Source organism: Hydrocarboniphaga sp. FW305-C-57, from assembly GCF_058783045.1.
Window position 1 is genome coordinate 377,295 of the sequence record NZ_JBYSYG010000002.1, and the last position, 15,133, is coordinate 392,427.

General features: G+C 66.8%; 13 protein-coding genes. 4 read left to right on the forward strand and 9 right to left on the reverse strand.

Annotated elements, in window-relative coordinates; all coding sequences use genetic code 11:
- Positions 1–112 precede the first annotated feature (112 nt).
- From AC3WUM_RS06040 to AC3WUM_RS06065, 6 genes are all read right to left on the reverse strand, one after another.
- Entirely contained in the window at positions 113–1,735 is a 1,623-nt protein-coding gene (locus tag AC3WUM_RS06040) for a flavin-containing monooxygenase (protein ID WP_492409296.1), read from the reverse strand.
- Positions 1,736–2,031: 296 nt separating this feature from the next.
- Positions 2,032–3,162: a zinc-dependent alcohol dehydrogenase family protein gene (locus AC3WUM_RS06045; RefSeq protein ID WP_492409297.1), complete on the reverse strand. Its 1,131-nt coding sequence runs from the start codon at positions 3,160–3,162 to the stop codon at positions 2,032–2,034.
- An 8-nt stretch (positions 3,163–3,170) separates the two neighbouring features.
- On the reverse strand, positions 3,171–3,590 hold the full coding sequence (locus AC3WUM_RS06050; protein WP_492409298.1) for an acyl-CoA thioesterase: 420 nt from the start codon (positions 3,588–3,590) through the stop codon (positions 3,171–3,173).
- A 3-nt stretch (positions 3,591–3,593) separates the two neighbouring features.
- The gene (locus AC3WUM_RS06055; protein WP_492409299.1) at positions 3,594–4,505 is read right to left on the reverse strand and encodes an alpha/beta fold hydrolase; all 912 of its coding nucleotides are present in this window, start codon (positions 4,503–4,505) and stop codon (positions 3,594–3,596) included.
- Entirely contained in the window at positions 4,502–6,001 is a 1,500-nt protein-coding gene (locus AC3WUM_RS06060; protein WP_492409300.1) for a flavin-containing monooxygenase, read from the reverse strand. The genes AC3WUM_RS06055 and AC3WUM_RS06060 overlap by 4 nt, the downstream gene beginning before the upstream one ends.
- Positions 5,991–6,875: an SDR family NAD(P)-dependent oxidoreductase gene (locus AC3WUM_RS06065; protein WP_492409301.1), complete on the reverse strand. Its 885-nt coding sequence runs from the start codon at positions 6,873–6,875 to the stop codon at positions 5,991–5,993. The genes AC3WUM_RS06060 and AC3WUM_RS06065 overlap by 11 nt, the downstream gene beginning before the upstream one ends.
- Before the next feature lie 68 nt (positions 6,876–6,943).
- Here AC3WUM_RS06065 and AC3WUM_RS06070 point away from each other — a divergent pair, with 68 nt between their 5' ends.
- On the forward strand, positions 6,944–7,624 hold the full coding sequence (locus tag AC3WUM_RS06070; protein ID WP_492409302.1) for a TetR/AcrR family transcriptional regulator: 681 nt from the start codon (positions 6,944–6,946) through the stop codon (positions 7,622–7,624).
- A gap of 250 nt (positions 7,625–7,874) precedes the next feature.
- Here AC3WUM_RS06070 and AC3WUM_RS06075 read toward each other — a convergent pair whose 3' ends face one another.
- Positions 7,875–9,002 (reverse strand): NAD(P)H-dependent flavin oxidoreductase, encoded by a 1,128-nt coding sequence (locus tag AC3WUM_RS06075; RefSeq protein WP_492409303.1) that lies wholly within the window; start codon positions 9,000–9,002, stop codon positions 7,875–7,877.
- 361 nt (positions 9,003–9,363) lie between these two features.
- Between AC3WUM_RS06075 and AC3WUM_RS06080 the strand changes: the two genes are divergently transcribed.
- Positions 9,364–11,313 carry a CocE/NonD family hydrolase gene (locus AC3WUM_RS06080; protein ID WP_492409304.1) on the forward strand — a complete coding sequence of 650 codons (1,950 nt, stop codon included), beginning with the start codon at positions 9,364–9,366 and terminating at the stop codon, positions 11,311–11,313.
- A 112-nt stretch (positions 11,314–11,425) separates the two neighbouring features.
- Here the strand turns inward: AC3WUM_RS06080 and AC3WUM_RS06085 are convergent, their stop codons facing one another.
- Positions 11,426–11,887, reverse strand: coding sequence for a CoA-binding protein (locus tag AC3WUM_RS06085; RefSeq protein WP_492409305.1), 462 nt, complete (start codon positions 11,885–11,887; stop codon positions 11,426–11,428).
- Between the two features lie 65 nt (positions 11,888–11,952).
- Entirely contained in the window at positions 11,953–12,237 is a 285-nt protein-coding gene (locus AC3WUM_RS06090; RefSeq protein ID WP_492409306.1) for a hypothetical protein, read from the reverse strand.
- Between the two features lie 269 nt (positions 12,238–12,506).
- Between AC3WUM_RS06090 and AC3WUM_RS06095 the strand changes: the two genes are divergently transcribed.
- Positions 12,507–13,415 (forward strand): alpha/beta fold hydrolase, encoded by a 909-nt coding sequence (locus AC3WUM_RS06095; RefSeq protein ID WP_492409307.1) that lies wholly within the window; start codon positions 12,507–12,509, stop codon positions 13,413–13,415.
- Between the two features lie 167 nt (positions 13,416–13,582).
- Complete coding sequence (gene rimO / locus AC3WUM_RS06100) at positions 13,583–14,965, forward strand: 30S ribosomal protein S12 methylthiotransferase RimO (protein WP_492409308.1); 1,383 nt, start codon at positions 13,583–13,585, stop codon at positions 14,963–14,965.
- Positions 14,966–15,133: the final 168 nt, after the last annotated feature.

Sequence of the window (15,133 nt, forward strand, 5' to 3'; positions counted from 1 at the left end):
GCGCGAGCTCTCCACGCCCCCGGATCACGCGCCTCGATCCTCGTCGGCATCGGGATGGCGCGTCATACGGGAGCAGGGATATGGATGGCGCTGCCATCCATGGACTGAGCGACTACTCGATGACGAAGCCGCTGTATCCGCTCGCCTTCACCTCTTCGCACTGCTGGCGATACGCGCCCACGCCGCCGATGTAGGACAGCAACATCGGAGGCTTGCCGTCGACATTGGCTCCGGTGTACCAGCTGGGCGTCTTGGGAACGAGGGTCATGTTGGCGACCTCGTTGTGATGCGCGAGCCAGCGTGTTTCCATCTCGGCAGTGGGCTCCACGGTGCTGGCGCCCTTGGCGCGCGCGTAGCGGATGCAATCGTTGATCCAGTCCACCTGCTGCTGAAGACAGGTCGGCACGTTGCAGAAGGCCGCGGCGGGCGCCAGCGGCGCCATCGTGGTGAACAGGTTCGGATAGCCGTTGATCTGCAAGCCCATCGTCGTGTGAACCTGCTTGGACCAGCTCTCCTTGAGCGACTTGCCGCCACGACCCCGCACATCGATGGACGTGAGCGCACCGGTGCCGGCATCGAAACCGGTTGCGAAGATCAGGACGTCGAGCGGGTATTCCCGCGCCGAGGTGCGCAAGCCATTGGCGGTGATCTCTTCGATGCGCTCCGCTTTCACGTCGACGAGTTCGACGTTGTCGCGGTTGTAGGCCTCGAAGTAGCGCGTCTCCAGCGGTACGCGACGGGTACCGAAGCCGTGATCGGTCGGAACGAGCTTGTCGGCCACCGCGGGGTCGTTGATTCGCGCGCGGATCTTCGCGCGGACGAACTTCGAGATTTCCTCGTTGACCTCGGCGTCGGTGAAGACTTCGCTGAAGCCGCCGATCCACATCGACAGCGAGCCGTCGGCCCACAGTTCCTCGAGTATCTTGTTGCGCTCTTCGGGCGCCATCTCGCGGTAAGGCTTTCCGTGGAAATCGTAGTCGAAGCCCGCGAAGGTGGAGTGGACGCGCGCCTTGAGCGCCGGATAGCGCTGACGGAAATCGGAATGATCTTCGGCGCCGTACTTCGGATTGCGCATCGGGATCGCATAATTCGCCGTGCGCTGAAATACGGTGAGGTGCCCAACGGTCGGCGCGATGGTCTGGATCACCTGGATGCCGGTGGCGCCGGTGCCGATCACACCCACGCGCTTGCCGGCGAAGTCCACGCCTTCCTTGGGCCAGCGGCCGGTGTGGAAGATCTGGCCCTTGAAGTTCTCGTGCCCGCGAAACGGCGGCACGATCGGCGCGGACAGGCCACCCACGCACATCACCACGAACTGCGAGTCGAACGATTCGCCGGCTTCGGAGGTGACGGTCCAGCGCCCGCTCTTCTCGTCGTAGTGGGCGGAACGGATGCGCGTGTTGAACTGAATGTCGTCACGCAGCTTGAAGCGGTCGGCCACGTGATTGAGGTAGCGCTCCACTTCCGCCTGAGCCGGGAAACGTTCCGACCAGGTCCATTCCTGCAGCAGTTCGTCGGAGAACCAGTACTGATAGATGTAGGACTGCGAATCGACCCGGGCTCCGGGATAGCGATTCCAGTACCAGGTGCCCCCGACACTATTGCCGGCCTCGAACAGGCGGACTCGCAGACCCTGCTCACGCAGGCGATAGAGCTGGTACAGGCCGGAAATACCGGCACCGACGATGACGGCATCGTAGGTCTTGCTGGGTGCTTCAGGCGGTGCGTCGAACATGGAACTCCTCCATTGTTTTGAGTCGTAACGCTTTTTTTGAAGCTTAGGGACACCGCCCGGTGCCGTCACCGCCCAACCGAGTAGGAACGCGCAGGCTAAATGGGTAGTGCGGCGGCGCCCGACGGGTAAACCGACGGCATCAGGCCCGAGCCGGCGAGGAGTTCACCGGTCGCAGCCTGCTCGGAGGGGCGCATCGAACGGCGCGGTGCTGCGGCTGCCCGACTACGGCAAGCCGAATCGGAATGCCCGGTCGAGCCGATCTGGGGCCGGCCTCGGATCGGGCCGCCGCAAACCGATCACCCGAAGCGAATGACCTGCCGCACCGCCGCGCCGCTCGCGAGGCGGTCGAAAGCCTCGTTGAGGTCATCGAGCGCGATCTCGTGCGTGAGCAGCCGGTCCACCGGCAGGCGGCCGGCGCGATAAAGCCCGACGAAGCGCGGAATGTCGCGCGCCGGCACGCAGGAGCCCATGTACGAGCCTTTCACCGTGCGCTCCTCGGCCACCAGGCTCACGGCCGAAATCGAAAACTGTCTGGACGGATGCGGCAAGCCGACCGTCACCGTCGTGCCGCCGCGACGCGTCGCGGCATAGGCCTGCGCGAGCACCGCTTCGCTGCCGACGGTTTCGATCGCGTAGAGCGCGCCGCCATCGGTAACTTCACGAACCTGAGCGACGACGTCGGCGCCCGGCTCGGCGAGTACGCAGTGCGTGGCACCGAGTTCGGCCGCGAGCGCGAGCTTCTGCGGCAGGACGTCGACCGCGACGAGCGGATAGGCACCCGCGGCGCGCGCACCGATCAGCGCCGCGAGCCCGACACCGCCGAGCCCGAGCACGGCAACGCTCTCGCCCGGGGCGACGCGCGCGGTGTTCACCACCGCGCCGACGCCGGTCATCACCGCGCAGCCGAACAGCGCGGCGATCTGCGGCGGAACCTCGCGATCGATCTTCACCGCCGAACGCGCCGACACCACCGTGTATTCGGCGAAGGCCGAGACGCCGAGATGGTGATGCAGATCGTCGCCCTGCTGCCGCCAGCGGCGTTCGCCCGAGAGCAGTGTGCCGCTCGTGTTCGCCTTCGCTCCGGGCTCGCAGAGCGCCGGACGGCCGCCCGCGCACGGCAGGCAATGGCCACAGCCCGGCACGAACGAGAACACCACGCGATCGCCGACCGCGAAGTCCTGCACGCCGGAGCCGACTTCGACGATTTCGCCGGCCGCTTCGTGGCCCATGACCATCGGCATCACGCGCGGACGCGAGCCGTCGATGACCGACAGATCGGAGTGGCACAAACCCGCCGCGAGCACTTTCACGCGCAACTCGCCGGCACCCGGCGCCGCAAGCTCGATGGTCTCGATCACGAGCGGCCTGGACTGCGCATACGGAGCCGGCAAACCCATCTGACGCAAAACGGCGGCGCGGACTTTCATGGACTCTCCTATTCGCGCAACAACGTGTTCAAGGCGGCGCGCAGCGATTCCGGCAAGGCCGCCGGACGACGGCTCTGCCGCTCGACGAACACGTGCACGAACCAGCCTTCGGCGGCCGGCGCATCTTCGTTCTCGCGAAACAGGCCGATCTCGTAGCGCACGCTCGAATTGCCGAGCTTCGACACGCGCAAGCCCGCGTGCACCGCATCGGGAAATTCGATCGGCGCTTCGAAGCGGCAATGCGATTCGACGCACAGGCCGATGCTCGCTCCGCGATGGATGTCGAGTCCGCCCTGGCGGATCAGAAACGTGTTGATGACGGTGTCGAAGTAGCTGTAGTACTCGACGTTGTTCACGTGGCCGTAGACGTCGTTGTCCTTCCAGCGCGTGGTGATGACCTGGAAGTGCGCATAGCGTTCACGGCTCATGGCTCAGGCACTCGCGATGTTGTCCAGCGTGAGCTGCGCGATCTGCGGCAGCAGGGCTTGCGGCAGATCATGGCCCATGCCGTCGATGATCGCGAGCTTGGCGCCGCGAATGCGCTTGGCGCTGCGCCTGCCGCCGGCCGGACGCACGAGCAGATCGTCTCGGCCGTGAATGATCTGCGTCGGCGCGCTGATGTTCTTGAGCGTGCGCTCGAAGCTGCCGGTCGCGATGATCGCATTCATCTGCCGCAGCACGCCGCCCGGACGATGCGCGCGGTCGAACGCCCGCTCGGCGAGCGCGCGCCGCTCCTGCTCGGATGCCGGATAGCGCGGGCTGCCGATCATCGCCTGCATCGCCATGTCGCGTGCAACGATGGTTTCGCGCTGGTTGTCGGGCGAGCGGCTGAGCAGGCGCTTCTGCACCGCCGCTGCGGCGCCGGGCAGCCACGGATGATTCGTCGTCGACATGATCGAGGTCAGACTCGCGACGCGCTCGGGTGCAGTGCCCGCGACCACCTGCGCGATCATGCCGCCCATCGACATGCCGACCAGATGCACGCGCTTGATCGCAAGCGCATCGAGCAGGCCGATCACGTCGGCTGCCATGTCGTGCAACGTGTAATCGGCTTGCACGCTCAGCCGCAGCTTGCTGCGGATGGTGGCCTTGATGAGGTTGATGCGCGTGCGGCCCTTGAGGATCGTCGACAGGCCGGCGTCGCGGTTGTCGATGCGAATCACGCGCAGGCCGCGCTCGACGAGCCGACGGCAATAGTCGTCGGGCCAGTGGATCAGCTGCCACGAAAGCCCCGGAATCAGCAGTACGCAGGCGCCATTGCTCGGGCCGGCTTCCTCGTAGGCGAGCTCGACGCCGTTGGTCGAGGCGCGCCCGGGCTTCCAGTCCAGCGCCGCGCCGCTCATGCGGCGCTCCGCGTCTTCGCCTGCGCTTTCTCGAAGTGCATCGCACCGTCGTCGAGGCCCGAAAAGCGCGTCGCCGCGAGATCGAGCAGATAGTTCTGATGCACGCGCCACGGCGCAGCGGCGCCCTGCTGCGGCATCACCGACTTGGCGCGTTGGATGTAGCCCGATTCGAGATCGACCATCGCCTCGGCCTGCGCGTCGGCTTCGCGGCGCGTCACGCAAATGTCGCGGCCGCGGCGCTGCATGTCGTTGAGCAGACGGCAGACGTACTGCGCGGACAGGTCGCACTTGAGCGTCCACGAGGCGTTCGTGTAACCGAACGCGAACGCGAGGTTCGGAACGCCGTCGAACATCATGCCCTTGTAGACCATCTTCTTCGAGGTATCGACGCGTTCGCCATCGACCGTCACGCGCGCACCGCCGAGCAGCTGGATCACCAGGCCCGTGGCCGACACCACGATGTCGGCCGGCAGCTCCTCGCCGGACTGCGTGCGGATGCCGGTTTCGGTAAACGTCTCGATGCGATCGGTGACGACCGCCGCCTTGCCCGCTCGGATGGTCTTGAACAGATCGCCGTTCGGCACGATGCAGAGCCGCTGGTCCCAGGGCTTGTAGCTCGGGCCGAAGTGCTTGTCGACGTCGAAGCCTGCGCCGATCTGCCGCTTCGCCAGATGCAGGATCTTCTCGCGCGTCTGCTGCGGTTTCTTGCGTGCGTAGTTGTAGAAGAACAGCGTAATCGCGATGTTCTTCCAGCGCGTGATCGAGCCCGCGGCCGCATCGGGCAGGCGCTTGCGCAGCCAGGCGGCCATCTTGTCGCGCCTCGGCAGGTTGATCACGTAAGTCGGCGTGCGCTGCAGCATCGTCACCTGCGCGCCTTGCGCGGCGAGCGCCGGCACCAGCGTGATCGCGGTCGCGCCGCTGCCGATCACGACGATGCGCTTGCCGGCGACCTCGAGATCCTCCGGCCACTGCTGCGGATGGATCACTTTCCCCTGATAGCGCTCGATGCTCGGATATTCGGGCATGTAGCCGCGCGCATAGTCGTAATAGCCCGCGCAGGCATACAGGAAACGGCAGCGGAACTGCTTCGTCCCACCGCCCGTTTCGACCGTCACGAGCCAGCGCGCGGACTCCGACGACCAGTCCGCCGCGATCACGCGATGGCCGTACTGGATGCGCCGGTCGATGCCGTATTTACGCGCCGTGTTCTGGATGTAGCGCAGGATGTCCGGGCCGTCGGCGATCGCGACATCGCTGTCCCAGGGCTCGAACGGAAAGCCTAGCGTGCTCATGTCCGAATCCGAGCGGATGCCCGGATAGCGGAAGAAATCCCAGGTTCCGCCGAGCGTCTGTCGCGCTTCGAGGATCGTGAAGCTCAGCGCCGGACACTCGGTCTGCAGGCGATACGCCGCATCGATGCCCGACAGGCCGGCGCCGATGATGAGCACGTCGAATTCGGCGACCGCGCTCGCAGCCGCGCGTGAATCAGGCGCCATGGGATTTCCCCGCAGCCGCATCGCGGCTCAGCGCGAACTGCAGCTGCTTGCGCCCCTGCCGGACGACGATGGACTGGTAGCCCGCACCGAACAGCCGCACGAGCCGGTCGTACCAGCGCGCATCGGGCCCGACGAGCACGCGACGCGCATTGCGTTCCACGCCGCGCAGGATCTGCAGCGCCGCATCGTCCGCCGTGGTGGTCTGGATCACCCGATGCGCGCGCTTCTTGAGCCGCTCCGCATCGACGCCGGTGACCTGGCGGACGCTCTCGTCGACGCGCCCGGCGAGCGCGATGTTGGTGGCGATGCCGCCCGGGTGAATGCAGGTCGCGGAGACCGGCGCGCCTTCGATTTCGAGTTCCATGCGCAGCGCCTCGGTGAATCCGCGCACCGCGAACTTGCTCGCGTTGTAGGTGCCTTGTGTCGGCATCGACATGAGGCCGAACAGCGACGAGGTGTTGATCACGTGGCCGTCGCCGGAGGCGCGCAGCAGTGGCAGGAAGGCCTGCGTGCCGTGCACGACGCCCCAGAAGTTGATGCCCATGACCCATTCGAAATCGCCGATCCTGGCGCTCTCGGCCGGCACCGCGAGCATCACGCCGGCGTTGTTGAAGATCAGGTTGACCTTGCCGTGATCGGCCTGCGCCTGCGCGGCCCAGGCGAACACCGCATCGCGATCGGCGACGTCGAGCCTGGCGCTCGTCACCTTCACGCCGTGCTGCGACGCGAGCTGCGCGGTTTTCTCGAGCTCGGCCGTGTTGATGTCCGACAGCGCCAGATGGCAGCCGCGACGCGCGAGTTCGACGGCGAGCGAGCGCCCCATGCCGGAGGCCGCACCGGTGATCGCGGCGACCTTGCCCTTGAAGTCTTTCACGGAAGGAATCTCATCTGACGACAGTTGAATTCACTTTACGTTTGACGACACATGTCGTCAAATAAGCCATGCCCACCCGCAAGGCCCGCCGCGTCTACGCCGGACAGACCCACGATGCTCGCGTCAGCGAACGTCGGCGCGCCTTCATCGAAGCAGGATTGAGCATCATCGGCACGCAAGGCTATCGCGCCGCCACCGTGCGCGCGGTCTGCGCCGAAGCCGGGCTCACCGATCGCTATTTCTACGAATCCTTCGATACCACCGAGGCTTTGCTGCAAGCGGTGTACAGCGAGATCGGCGAGCGCCTGCATGCAGCGATCGACGACGCCATCGTCAAGGCGCCGAGCTCGCTCGAAGCACAGCTCGACGCCGCCCTGTCCGCCTTTCTCGACACCGTTCGCGATCCGCGCGCGGCGCGCATCCTGTTCGCCGAAGTGCTCGGCGTCAGTTCCGCCATCACCGCGCTGTACCTGAAGACGACGTCGGAGTTCGCCGAGCAATTGCTCGATGCGGTGAAGCTGCATGTGCCCGAGTTCGAGAAGCATCCCGAGGATCGTCGCGTGCTCGGGCTTGCCCTGATCGGCGCGATGACTTTCGCCGCGAGCGCCTGGGCGCTGTCGGGCTACACGCGGCCGGCGACGCACGTGGTGCGCAACTGCCGGCGCATCCTGATCGGCACGGTCCGGCAGTTCGCCGAAGAAGCGAGCACCGTACCTGCCCGGAGCGCTTCGAAGAAGCCGCGCCTCTGACAGAATTTTGGCAACGGCATTCGAACATTCTTCATTCGCGCGGATTCATCACCGGCTAGTCCGCCAGCTGCTCCGGTTCGAGACAGTCGATCAGCACTTCGGGTGAGCACCCGCACCTTGGCGGCATCGCCTAGCCGTGGGAACGGCAGCTGCGCAACACGCCGGGGCCCGGCAAGGCGGGCTGATTCCGGCGAGGTGACGAAAAGCCCTGCAGGGCGCTGCGAAAATACAGACGGCTGCTCGCAACCCGTCACCCCCGCTTCAAGCCACCGACACGCGTTCCCTGACAAAGCAGCTTCAAGGCCTCTTCGGCCAGACATCGCGTAAGTGCGCCAGCGGCTTGTGCACGCCTGCGCGCGATCGGCGCAGCCTGGCCCGACCACAGGTTGGTGAAGTCATCGTGACCCTTGCGCTCGGCTTCGGCGCGCAGCGGCGCGAGCGCCGCTCCGGCGAGCGGAAACGTCGGCGCGTGTTTCGACAGCGGTCCGCGCTCGCGCATGAGACGGTTCATCACGCCGCGCGCGGGCCGGCCGGTGAACAGGTTCGTCAGCGCGGTGCCGTCGTCGCTCACGTTTTCGAGCGCCGCGCGGTGCAGCGGCGGCAGCTTCACTTCGGGACTGAACAGATACGCGGTACCGATCTGCACCGCACTCGCGCCGAGCAGGAACGCAGCCGCAACGCCGCGTCCATCGGCGATGCCGCCCGCCGCGATCACCGGCACCTCGACCGCGTCGGCGATCTGCGGCACCAGCGCGAACGTGCCGACTTGCGTGCCCATGTCCTCGCTCAGGAAGCTGCCGCGATGACCGCCGGCCTCGCTGCCCATGGCGATGATCGCGTCGCAGCCTTGCGCGGCGAGCCAGCGCGCTTCGGCCACCGTGGTCGCGGACGACAGCACGCGTGCACCGCTCGCTTTCACGCGTGCGAGCAGCGCGGCCTCCGGCAAGCCGAAGTGAAAGCTCACGATGGGCGGACGCAGGCTTTCGACGAGTTCGCAATACGCCGCATCGAACGGCGCGCGGCCCGCGGCCGGCTTGATCGTCGAGACATCGAGCCCGAGTTCGCGGTAGTAGGGTGCGAGTTGCGCGACCCAGGCCGCGTGCTGCTGCGCATCGAAGTCCGGCGTGCGATGGCAGAAGAAATTGAGGTTGAACGGCTTGTCCGTCGCCGCGCGTATCGCCTGCACGGCCTCGCGCGCCTGCTCGACGCTGTATTGGGCGCAGGCGAGCGAACCGAGGCCGCCCGCTTCGCAGACGGCGATCGCGAGCTCCGGCGTCCCGCTGCCGGCCATCGGCGCCTGGATGATCGGCCGCTCGATGCCGAGCAGATCGAGCGCGCGCCGGTCGGGCCAGGAGGCAGGGCTTTGCGTCGTGCTCATGGCCGCAGCCTGTCGCGCGGCGTGGGGACTGCGACCACCGTGGTTCCGGCGAGTCCGGGCCCGTCGTCCTGCGGGTCTGGTGCGATCCGGATCGTGCGCTGCGCCATGGCCACCTTGCTCTCCTTGTCGGCAGTCCACGCTGGGTCCCTGCCCCTCCGGCCATCATAGCCAGAGGCCTGCGTCCGGATCATCGGCAATCAACGGCGATGACTGGTTTTACGGTGGCCGTTGGCGCTGCGCCCATAGGGACGCAGCTGATGGTTCAGTCATCATTCGCGACACTTCGAATGCCGAGCATCGACAGGGCATCGGCATTGCCTCCGGCACCCCGGAAAGAATTTGCATCAGGGAGGAGAACCCGATGAAGCTTGACCTGAAAAATAGGCCGCTGACGGCGGCGGCCGTCTGCCTGCTCGTGCTTGCGAGCGCCTGCAGCAGCAACGGGGGAGACGAGGGCGGCGGCAACGGAGCGCCGCAAACCAAGTCCTCGCCGTGGACCACGCTCGGCACCCGCGCCACCCCGGCCCAGGAAGGCCGCATCGTCACGAGCAACGAAGGCGGCGAGTGGACGACCTACGATCCACCGGCCACCTATCCCGGCACCGTCCAGCTGCCGACCCAGTTCATCAGCATGCGCGACGGCAAGCAGCTGGCCGTCTACGTGACCCTGCCGGCCGACGCCGCAGGCAAGGCGGTGACCACGCCGCTGCCGACCATCCTCGTGCAGACCAGCTACAACGGCGTGGCCGGCCAAACCGTCTCCGCGATCGGCGGCGCGGACCCGTACCTGGTGCAGCGCGGCTACGCCAACGTCGTCGTCGACGTGCGCGGCACCGGGCAATCGCAGGGCTCCTGGGAAGCCTTCGGCGAGGACGAGCAGGCCGATTACGCCGAGACCGTCGACTGGGTGAGCCGGCAGCCGTTCTGCAACGGCAGCATCGGCCTGTTCGGTGTGTCGTATCTCGGCATCACCACGGTGCTGACCGCGGCACAGCAGCATCCCTCGGTCAAGGCCGCGTTCCCGATCGTGCCGATCGGCGACGGCTACCGCGACATCGTCTTCACGGGCGGGCAGGTCAACCCGACCTTCATCCCGATCTGGCTCGGTCTGGTCTCGGTACTCGGCATCACCAACCCGACCGTGCTGACCGACCCGGCCGTCGGCATCCCGGCCCTGCTCGAACACGTGCTCAGCGCGGTCGCCAACTTCCAGGTGCCGACGATTCTGCGCGCCCTGCTCGGCGAGCCCGAGACGGCCTACGACAGCGCGTTCTGGAACACTCGCTCGCCGCTCGAAACCACGGCGCAGATCCAGGTGCCGACCTTCGTCGTCGGCGGGCTGCACGACATCTTCCAGCGCAGCGAGCTGATGACCTATGAGCGCCTCAAGACGCGGGTTCCGGCCAAGCTGCTGATCGGTCCATGGACGCACATCGAGGCCGCGACCGGAAACGGACTGCCGGTCGACGGCGTGCCGCCGATGAACCAGATCGTGCTGCGCTGGTTCGACCAGTACGTCAAAGGCCTCGACGTCGGCGCCGACACGATTCCCAACGTCACCCAGTACGTGCTCGGCTACGGACACTACGTGACCGCGAGCGACTGGCCGCATCCGGACGCCTCGGCTCAGCGGCTCTACCTGCGCGGTGACAAGTCGCTCGACACCTCCGCGCCGGCCGCCGGCGAAGGATCGAACCAGGTCGCCCAGCTGCCGATCCAGGGCCTGTGCTCGATCAGCACCTCGCAGTGGACCGCCGGCCTGCTCGGCCTGATTCCGCTGCCCTGCTTCGAGAACAGCAATTCGGCCGAGCGCTGGGCGATCAAGTACGAGACGCCGGTCATGGCCGAGGACTACTACATCAACGGCCCGATCCAGGCCGACATCTGGATGTCGACCACCGCGCTCGACGCCGGCCTGTCGGTGCGCGTCGACGATGTCGACGAGAACGGCGTCGCCAAGTCGCTCACCAATGGCCTGCAGACCGCCTCGCTGCGCGCGGTCGACGACAGCCGCTCGCGCAAGCTCGACGGCCAGATGATCCAGCCCTGGCATCCGTATACGCAGGCGAGCGTGCAGGAAGTCGGCAGCGGCAACGTCGTGCTGGTGCCGGTCGAAATCTTCCCGACCAGCGCGATGATCGCCAAGGGCCATCGCCTGCGCGTGGCGGTCGGGGCCAGCAACCTGCCGCAAGGCGTTCCACCGGTGCCGACGCTGCTGCAATCGCTGGCCGGCGTGCTGACGATCTACAGCGATGCCGAGCACCCGTCGAGCGTGGTGCTGCCGGTGGTGCCGGCGAGCGCGCTGAACTGATTCCGGCACCAAAGAAAGACCGCAGAAAGAACAGGCGAAGCGCGCGAGCGCTTCGCCTGTTTTGGTTTCCGCCTTCGCTGCCGTTACGACGCTACCGCAGGCGGCCGTTTCTTCAGGCGCTCGCGGCGGCCGGCGGCGTGCCGCGATTGCGGTGCTCGACCATCAGGCATTTGTCCTGCACGACCTCGATGCCGGCCTTGGCGAGCGCCTCGGCGAAGGCATCGTTGCGAATGCCGAGCTGCAGCCAGACCGAGCGCGGCCGGGCGGCGAGCAGCTCGTCGAGATGCGCGGGCAGATCGCCCGGACGCCGGAACACGTCGACCATGTCGAGGGTTCCGGGCACATCGCTGAGCTTGCGGTAGACCGGCTGGCCGAGGATCTGCGTGACCTCGGGGTAGTAGACCGGCACCGGCACCACCTCGAAACCCGCGTCGGCCATATAGGCCGGCACGTAGAACGCAGGCTGGTTGGCCTGCGCCTCGGTCTTGATGCCGAGCACGGCGATGCGCCGCGTGCGGGCGAGCAGCTCGCCGATCTCGGCGGGGCTTTGCAGCAGCTTGCGATGCCAGTCCATGCGGAGCCTGATTCGGAGCCGGCGACGCTGCCGGCGCGCCAGCTTGCCTGAAAGCCCGGCCCGGCTCAGGCCGCGCGTGCGAACTCGGTAGCCGGCAGCGTCGCCGCCGTCGATTCGATGACGGCCTCGGCCGCGGGCGCAGACGTCAACGGCGCGCTCAGGGCCCGCACGATCTCGAGCAGGCACTGCAGCTGCTTTTCGCCGAGGTCGCCGCTGACCTGCACGGCCTTGCCGCGACCCCAGAAACGCACCGTGGCGTCGAAGCCCTCGATGCCGTGCAGGCCCATGATGTCGCGCACCTGCGCCATGTCCTCATCCGTGAGGAAGCCTTTCGAAAAATCTGCATTCATCCCTGAACTCCGTCCAATCCACATCCAATTCGGGCGCATCGTCATAAAAGCCGCAAGAGCGCTGCTCATCGGCGGCTTCGGGCGCCATGATGGGCGTTTGGGCACTGAACATCGACTTAACTTTTCCGTGCTTGTCCAAGCACCTGCACGCGCAGACCGCGCGGAAACCACCGTCCGTCGCCCGCGGTCCACTTGCGGTGACTAAATTCAAAATTTGTTGTTATGGTCCGGCCGTCACTCAAATTTCACCGAACCGACATCAAGCCGTCATGAATCTGTGCTGGTCCGCCGGCAGCGCCTGCGTCAATGGGCTGCAACAACTCCACTGGGAAGAAGCCGGACCCGCCAATGGCGAGCCGCTGCTGCTGGTCATGGGGCTCGGCGGCCAGCTGATCCACTGGCCGGAGGCGCTGTGCGCCGATCTCGTGGGCCGCGGCTTTCGCGTGATCCGCTTCGATAATCGCGATTCCGGGCTGTCGTCCGATGCCGATGCGGGCGTCGACATCAACCTGCCGCGCGACTGGCTGCGCAGCCGTTTCGGCAAGGCCTGTGCCTCGAACTACACGCTGCACGACATGGCGGCCGACAGCCTCGGGGTGCTCGATGCGCTCGGCATCGACAGCGCGCATTTCGTCGGCGTGTCGATGGGCGGCATGATTTCGCAGATCGCGGCCGCGCGCTTCGGCAGGCGCGTGCGCAGCCTGACCTCGATCATGTCGAGCACCAACGATCCCAAGCTGCCGGCGGCCCGGCTCGACGTGCTGTTCGGCATGAGCGGGCTCGGGCCGCGTCCGCGCACGCGCGAGGCGGTGATCCGCCGCTCGACCGCGATGCTGCGGCGGGTCGGCAGCCCGGGTTTTCCGACGCCGACCGAATACCGCATGCAGCTCGCCGGCCGTGCCTACGACCGCGCGTTCCGTCCACGCGCGACCCTGCGCCAGACCCACGCGGTGCTCGCCACCGGCAGCTTCGAAGACCTGCTGCCGCAGATCGTCGCGCCGACGCAGATCGTCCACGGCCTGGCCGATCCGCTGCTGCGCCCGGCCTGCGGCCGCCGCAGCGCCCAGCTGATCCGCAGCGCGAGGCTCGAACTGATCGCCGGCATGGGGCACGACCTGGCCCCGAGCCTGGCCCCGCGCTGGTCCGAGCTGATCGCCGCCAACGCCGCGCGGGCGTGAGGCGAAGATCGCCTCGTTCAGGTGAGGCTGGGGCGGGAAAGCGGGCCCATTGAGCCAGGGCCCGGGCGCTTGCCCGACGGCGGACAGCGACCGCGCGGCGCTTGCTTCGCATTCCCACGCGGCAGGCCCGTACAATGCGCGCCTCGTTTTTTCGGCAGCGCGCCCAGATGTCCTCCGTCGCCACCCCTCGTCGTACCCGCAGCAAGTCCGCCGCCCCGAAGGTCGGCTTCGTTTCGCTGGGCTGCCCGAAGGCGCTCGTCGACTCCGAACGCATCCTCACGCAGCTGCGCGCCGAGGGTTACCAGACCGCGCCGACCTACGACGCCGCCGACGTCGTCATCGTCAACACCTGCGGCTTCATCGACAGCGCGGTGGCCGAATCACTCGATGCGATCGGCGAGGCGATGAACGAGAACGGCAAGGTGATCGTCACCGGCTGCCTCGGTGCCAAGAGCGACATGCTGCGCGAGAAGTTTCCGGAGCTGCTGTCGATCAGCGGGCCGCAGAATTTCACCGCGGTGATGGACGCGGTGCATACCGCGGTGCCGCACCAGCACGACCCGTTCGTCGACCTGATTCCGGCCAGGCGCAAGCCGAAGGCCGACGACGTCGGCGTCAAGCTCACGCCCAAGCACTACGCGTACCTGAAGATTTCCGAAGGCTGCAACCACAAGTGCAGCTTCTGCATCATTCCGTCGATGCGCGGCAAGCTCGACTCGCGAATCGTCACCGAGGTGCTGACCGAGGCCGAAAAGCTCGCCAAGGCCGGCGTCAAGGAGCTGCTCGTCATCAGCCAGGACACTTCGGCCTATGGCGCGGACCTCAAGTACCGCGGCGGCAGCTGGCGCGGTACCGAGTACCGCACGTCGATGCTCGATCTCTGCCGTGGCCTGGCCGAACTCGGCATCTGGGTGCGCCTGCACTACGTCTATCCGTACCCGCACGTCGACGAGATCATTCCGCTGATGGCCGAGGGCAAGCTGCTGCCCTACCTCGACATTCCGTTCCAGCACGGCTCGCCGAGCGTGCTCAAGCGCATGAAGCGCCCGGCCTTCGCCGAGAACACGCTCGAGCGCATCAAGGCCTGGCGCAAGATCTGCCCGGAGCTTGTGCTCCGCAGCACCTTCATCGTCGGCTTTCCAGGCGAGACCGAGGAAGAATTCCAGGAGCTGCTCGACTGGCTCAAAGTGGCTCAGCTCGACCGCGTCGGCTGCTTCGAGTATTCGCCGGTCGAAGGCGCCACCGCCAACGAACTCGCCGATCCGGTTCCGGACGAGGTCAAGGCCGATCGCCTCGCCCGCTTCATGAAGGCGCAGGCCAGGATCAGCAAGGCGCGGCTCAAGAAGCGCGTCGGCAAGCTGCTCGACATCATGGTCGACGGCACCGACGAGGACGGCGTGCTGGTCGGCCGCAGCTACGGCGAAGCGCCCGAGATCGACGGCAAGGTGTATCTGTCCTGCGAAATCCCGCTCAAGCCCGGCCAGATCGTCAAGGCCAGGGTGATCGAGTCGAACGAGCACGACCTGCACGCCGAGGTTATCGAGGATTAGGCCGCGTTCGTCGGGCCGCTGGCCCGAAAGCCTGTTCACACGCGCTATCGTCGGCTCGCAAAAGCTGATGGACCTCAGCTGGCGTCCCGCATCGGAGGCGATCCGATTCGCTTGCGGACTTTTCGACTCGGGACACTGAAACTTCACGCGAGGAACGCGATGCGCCAC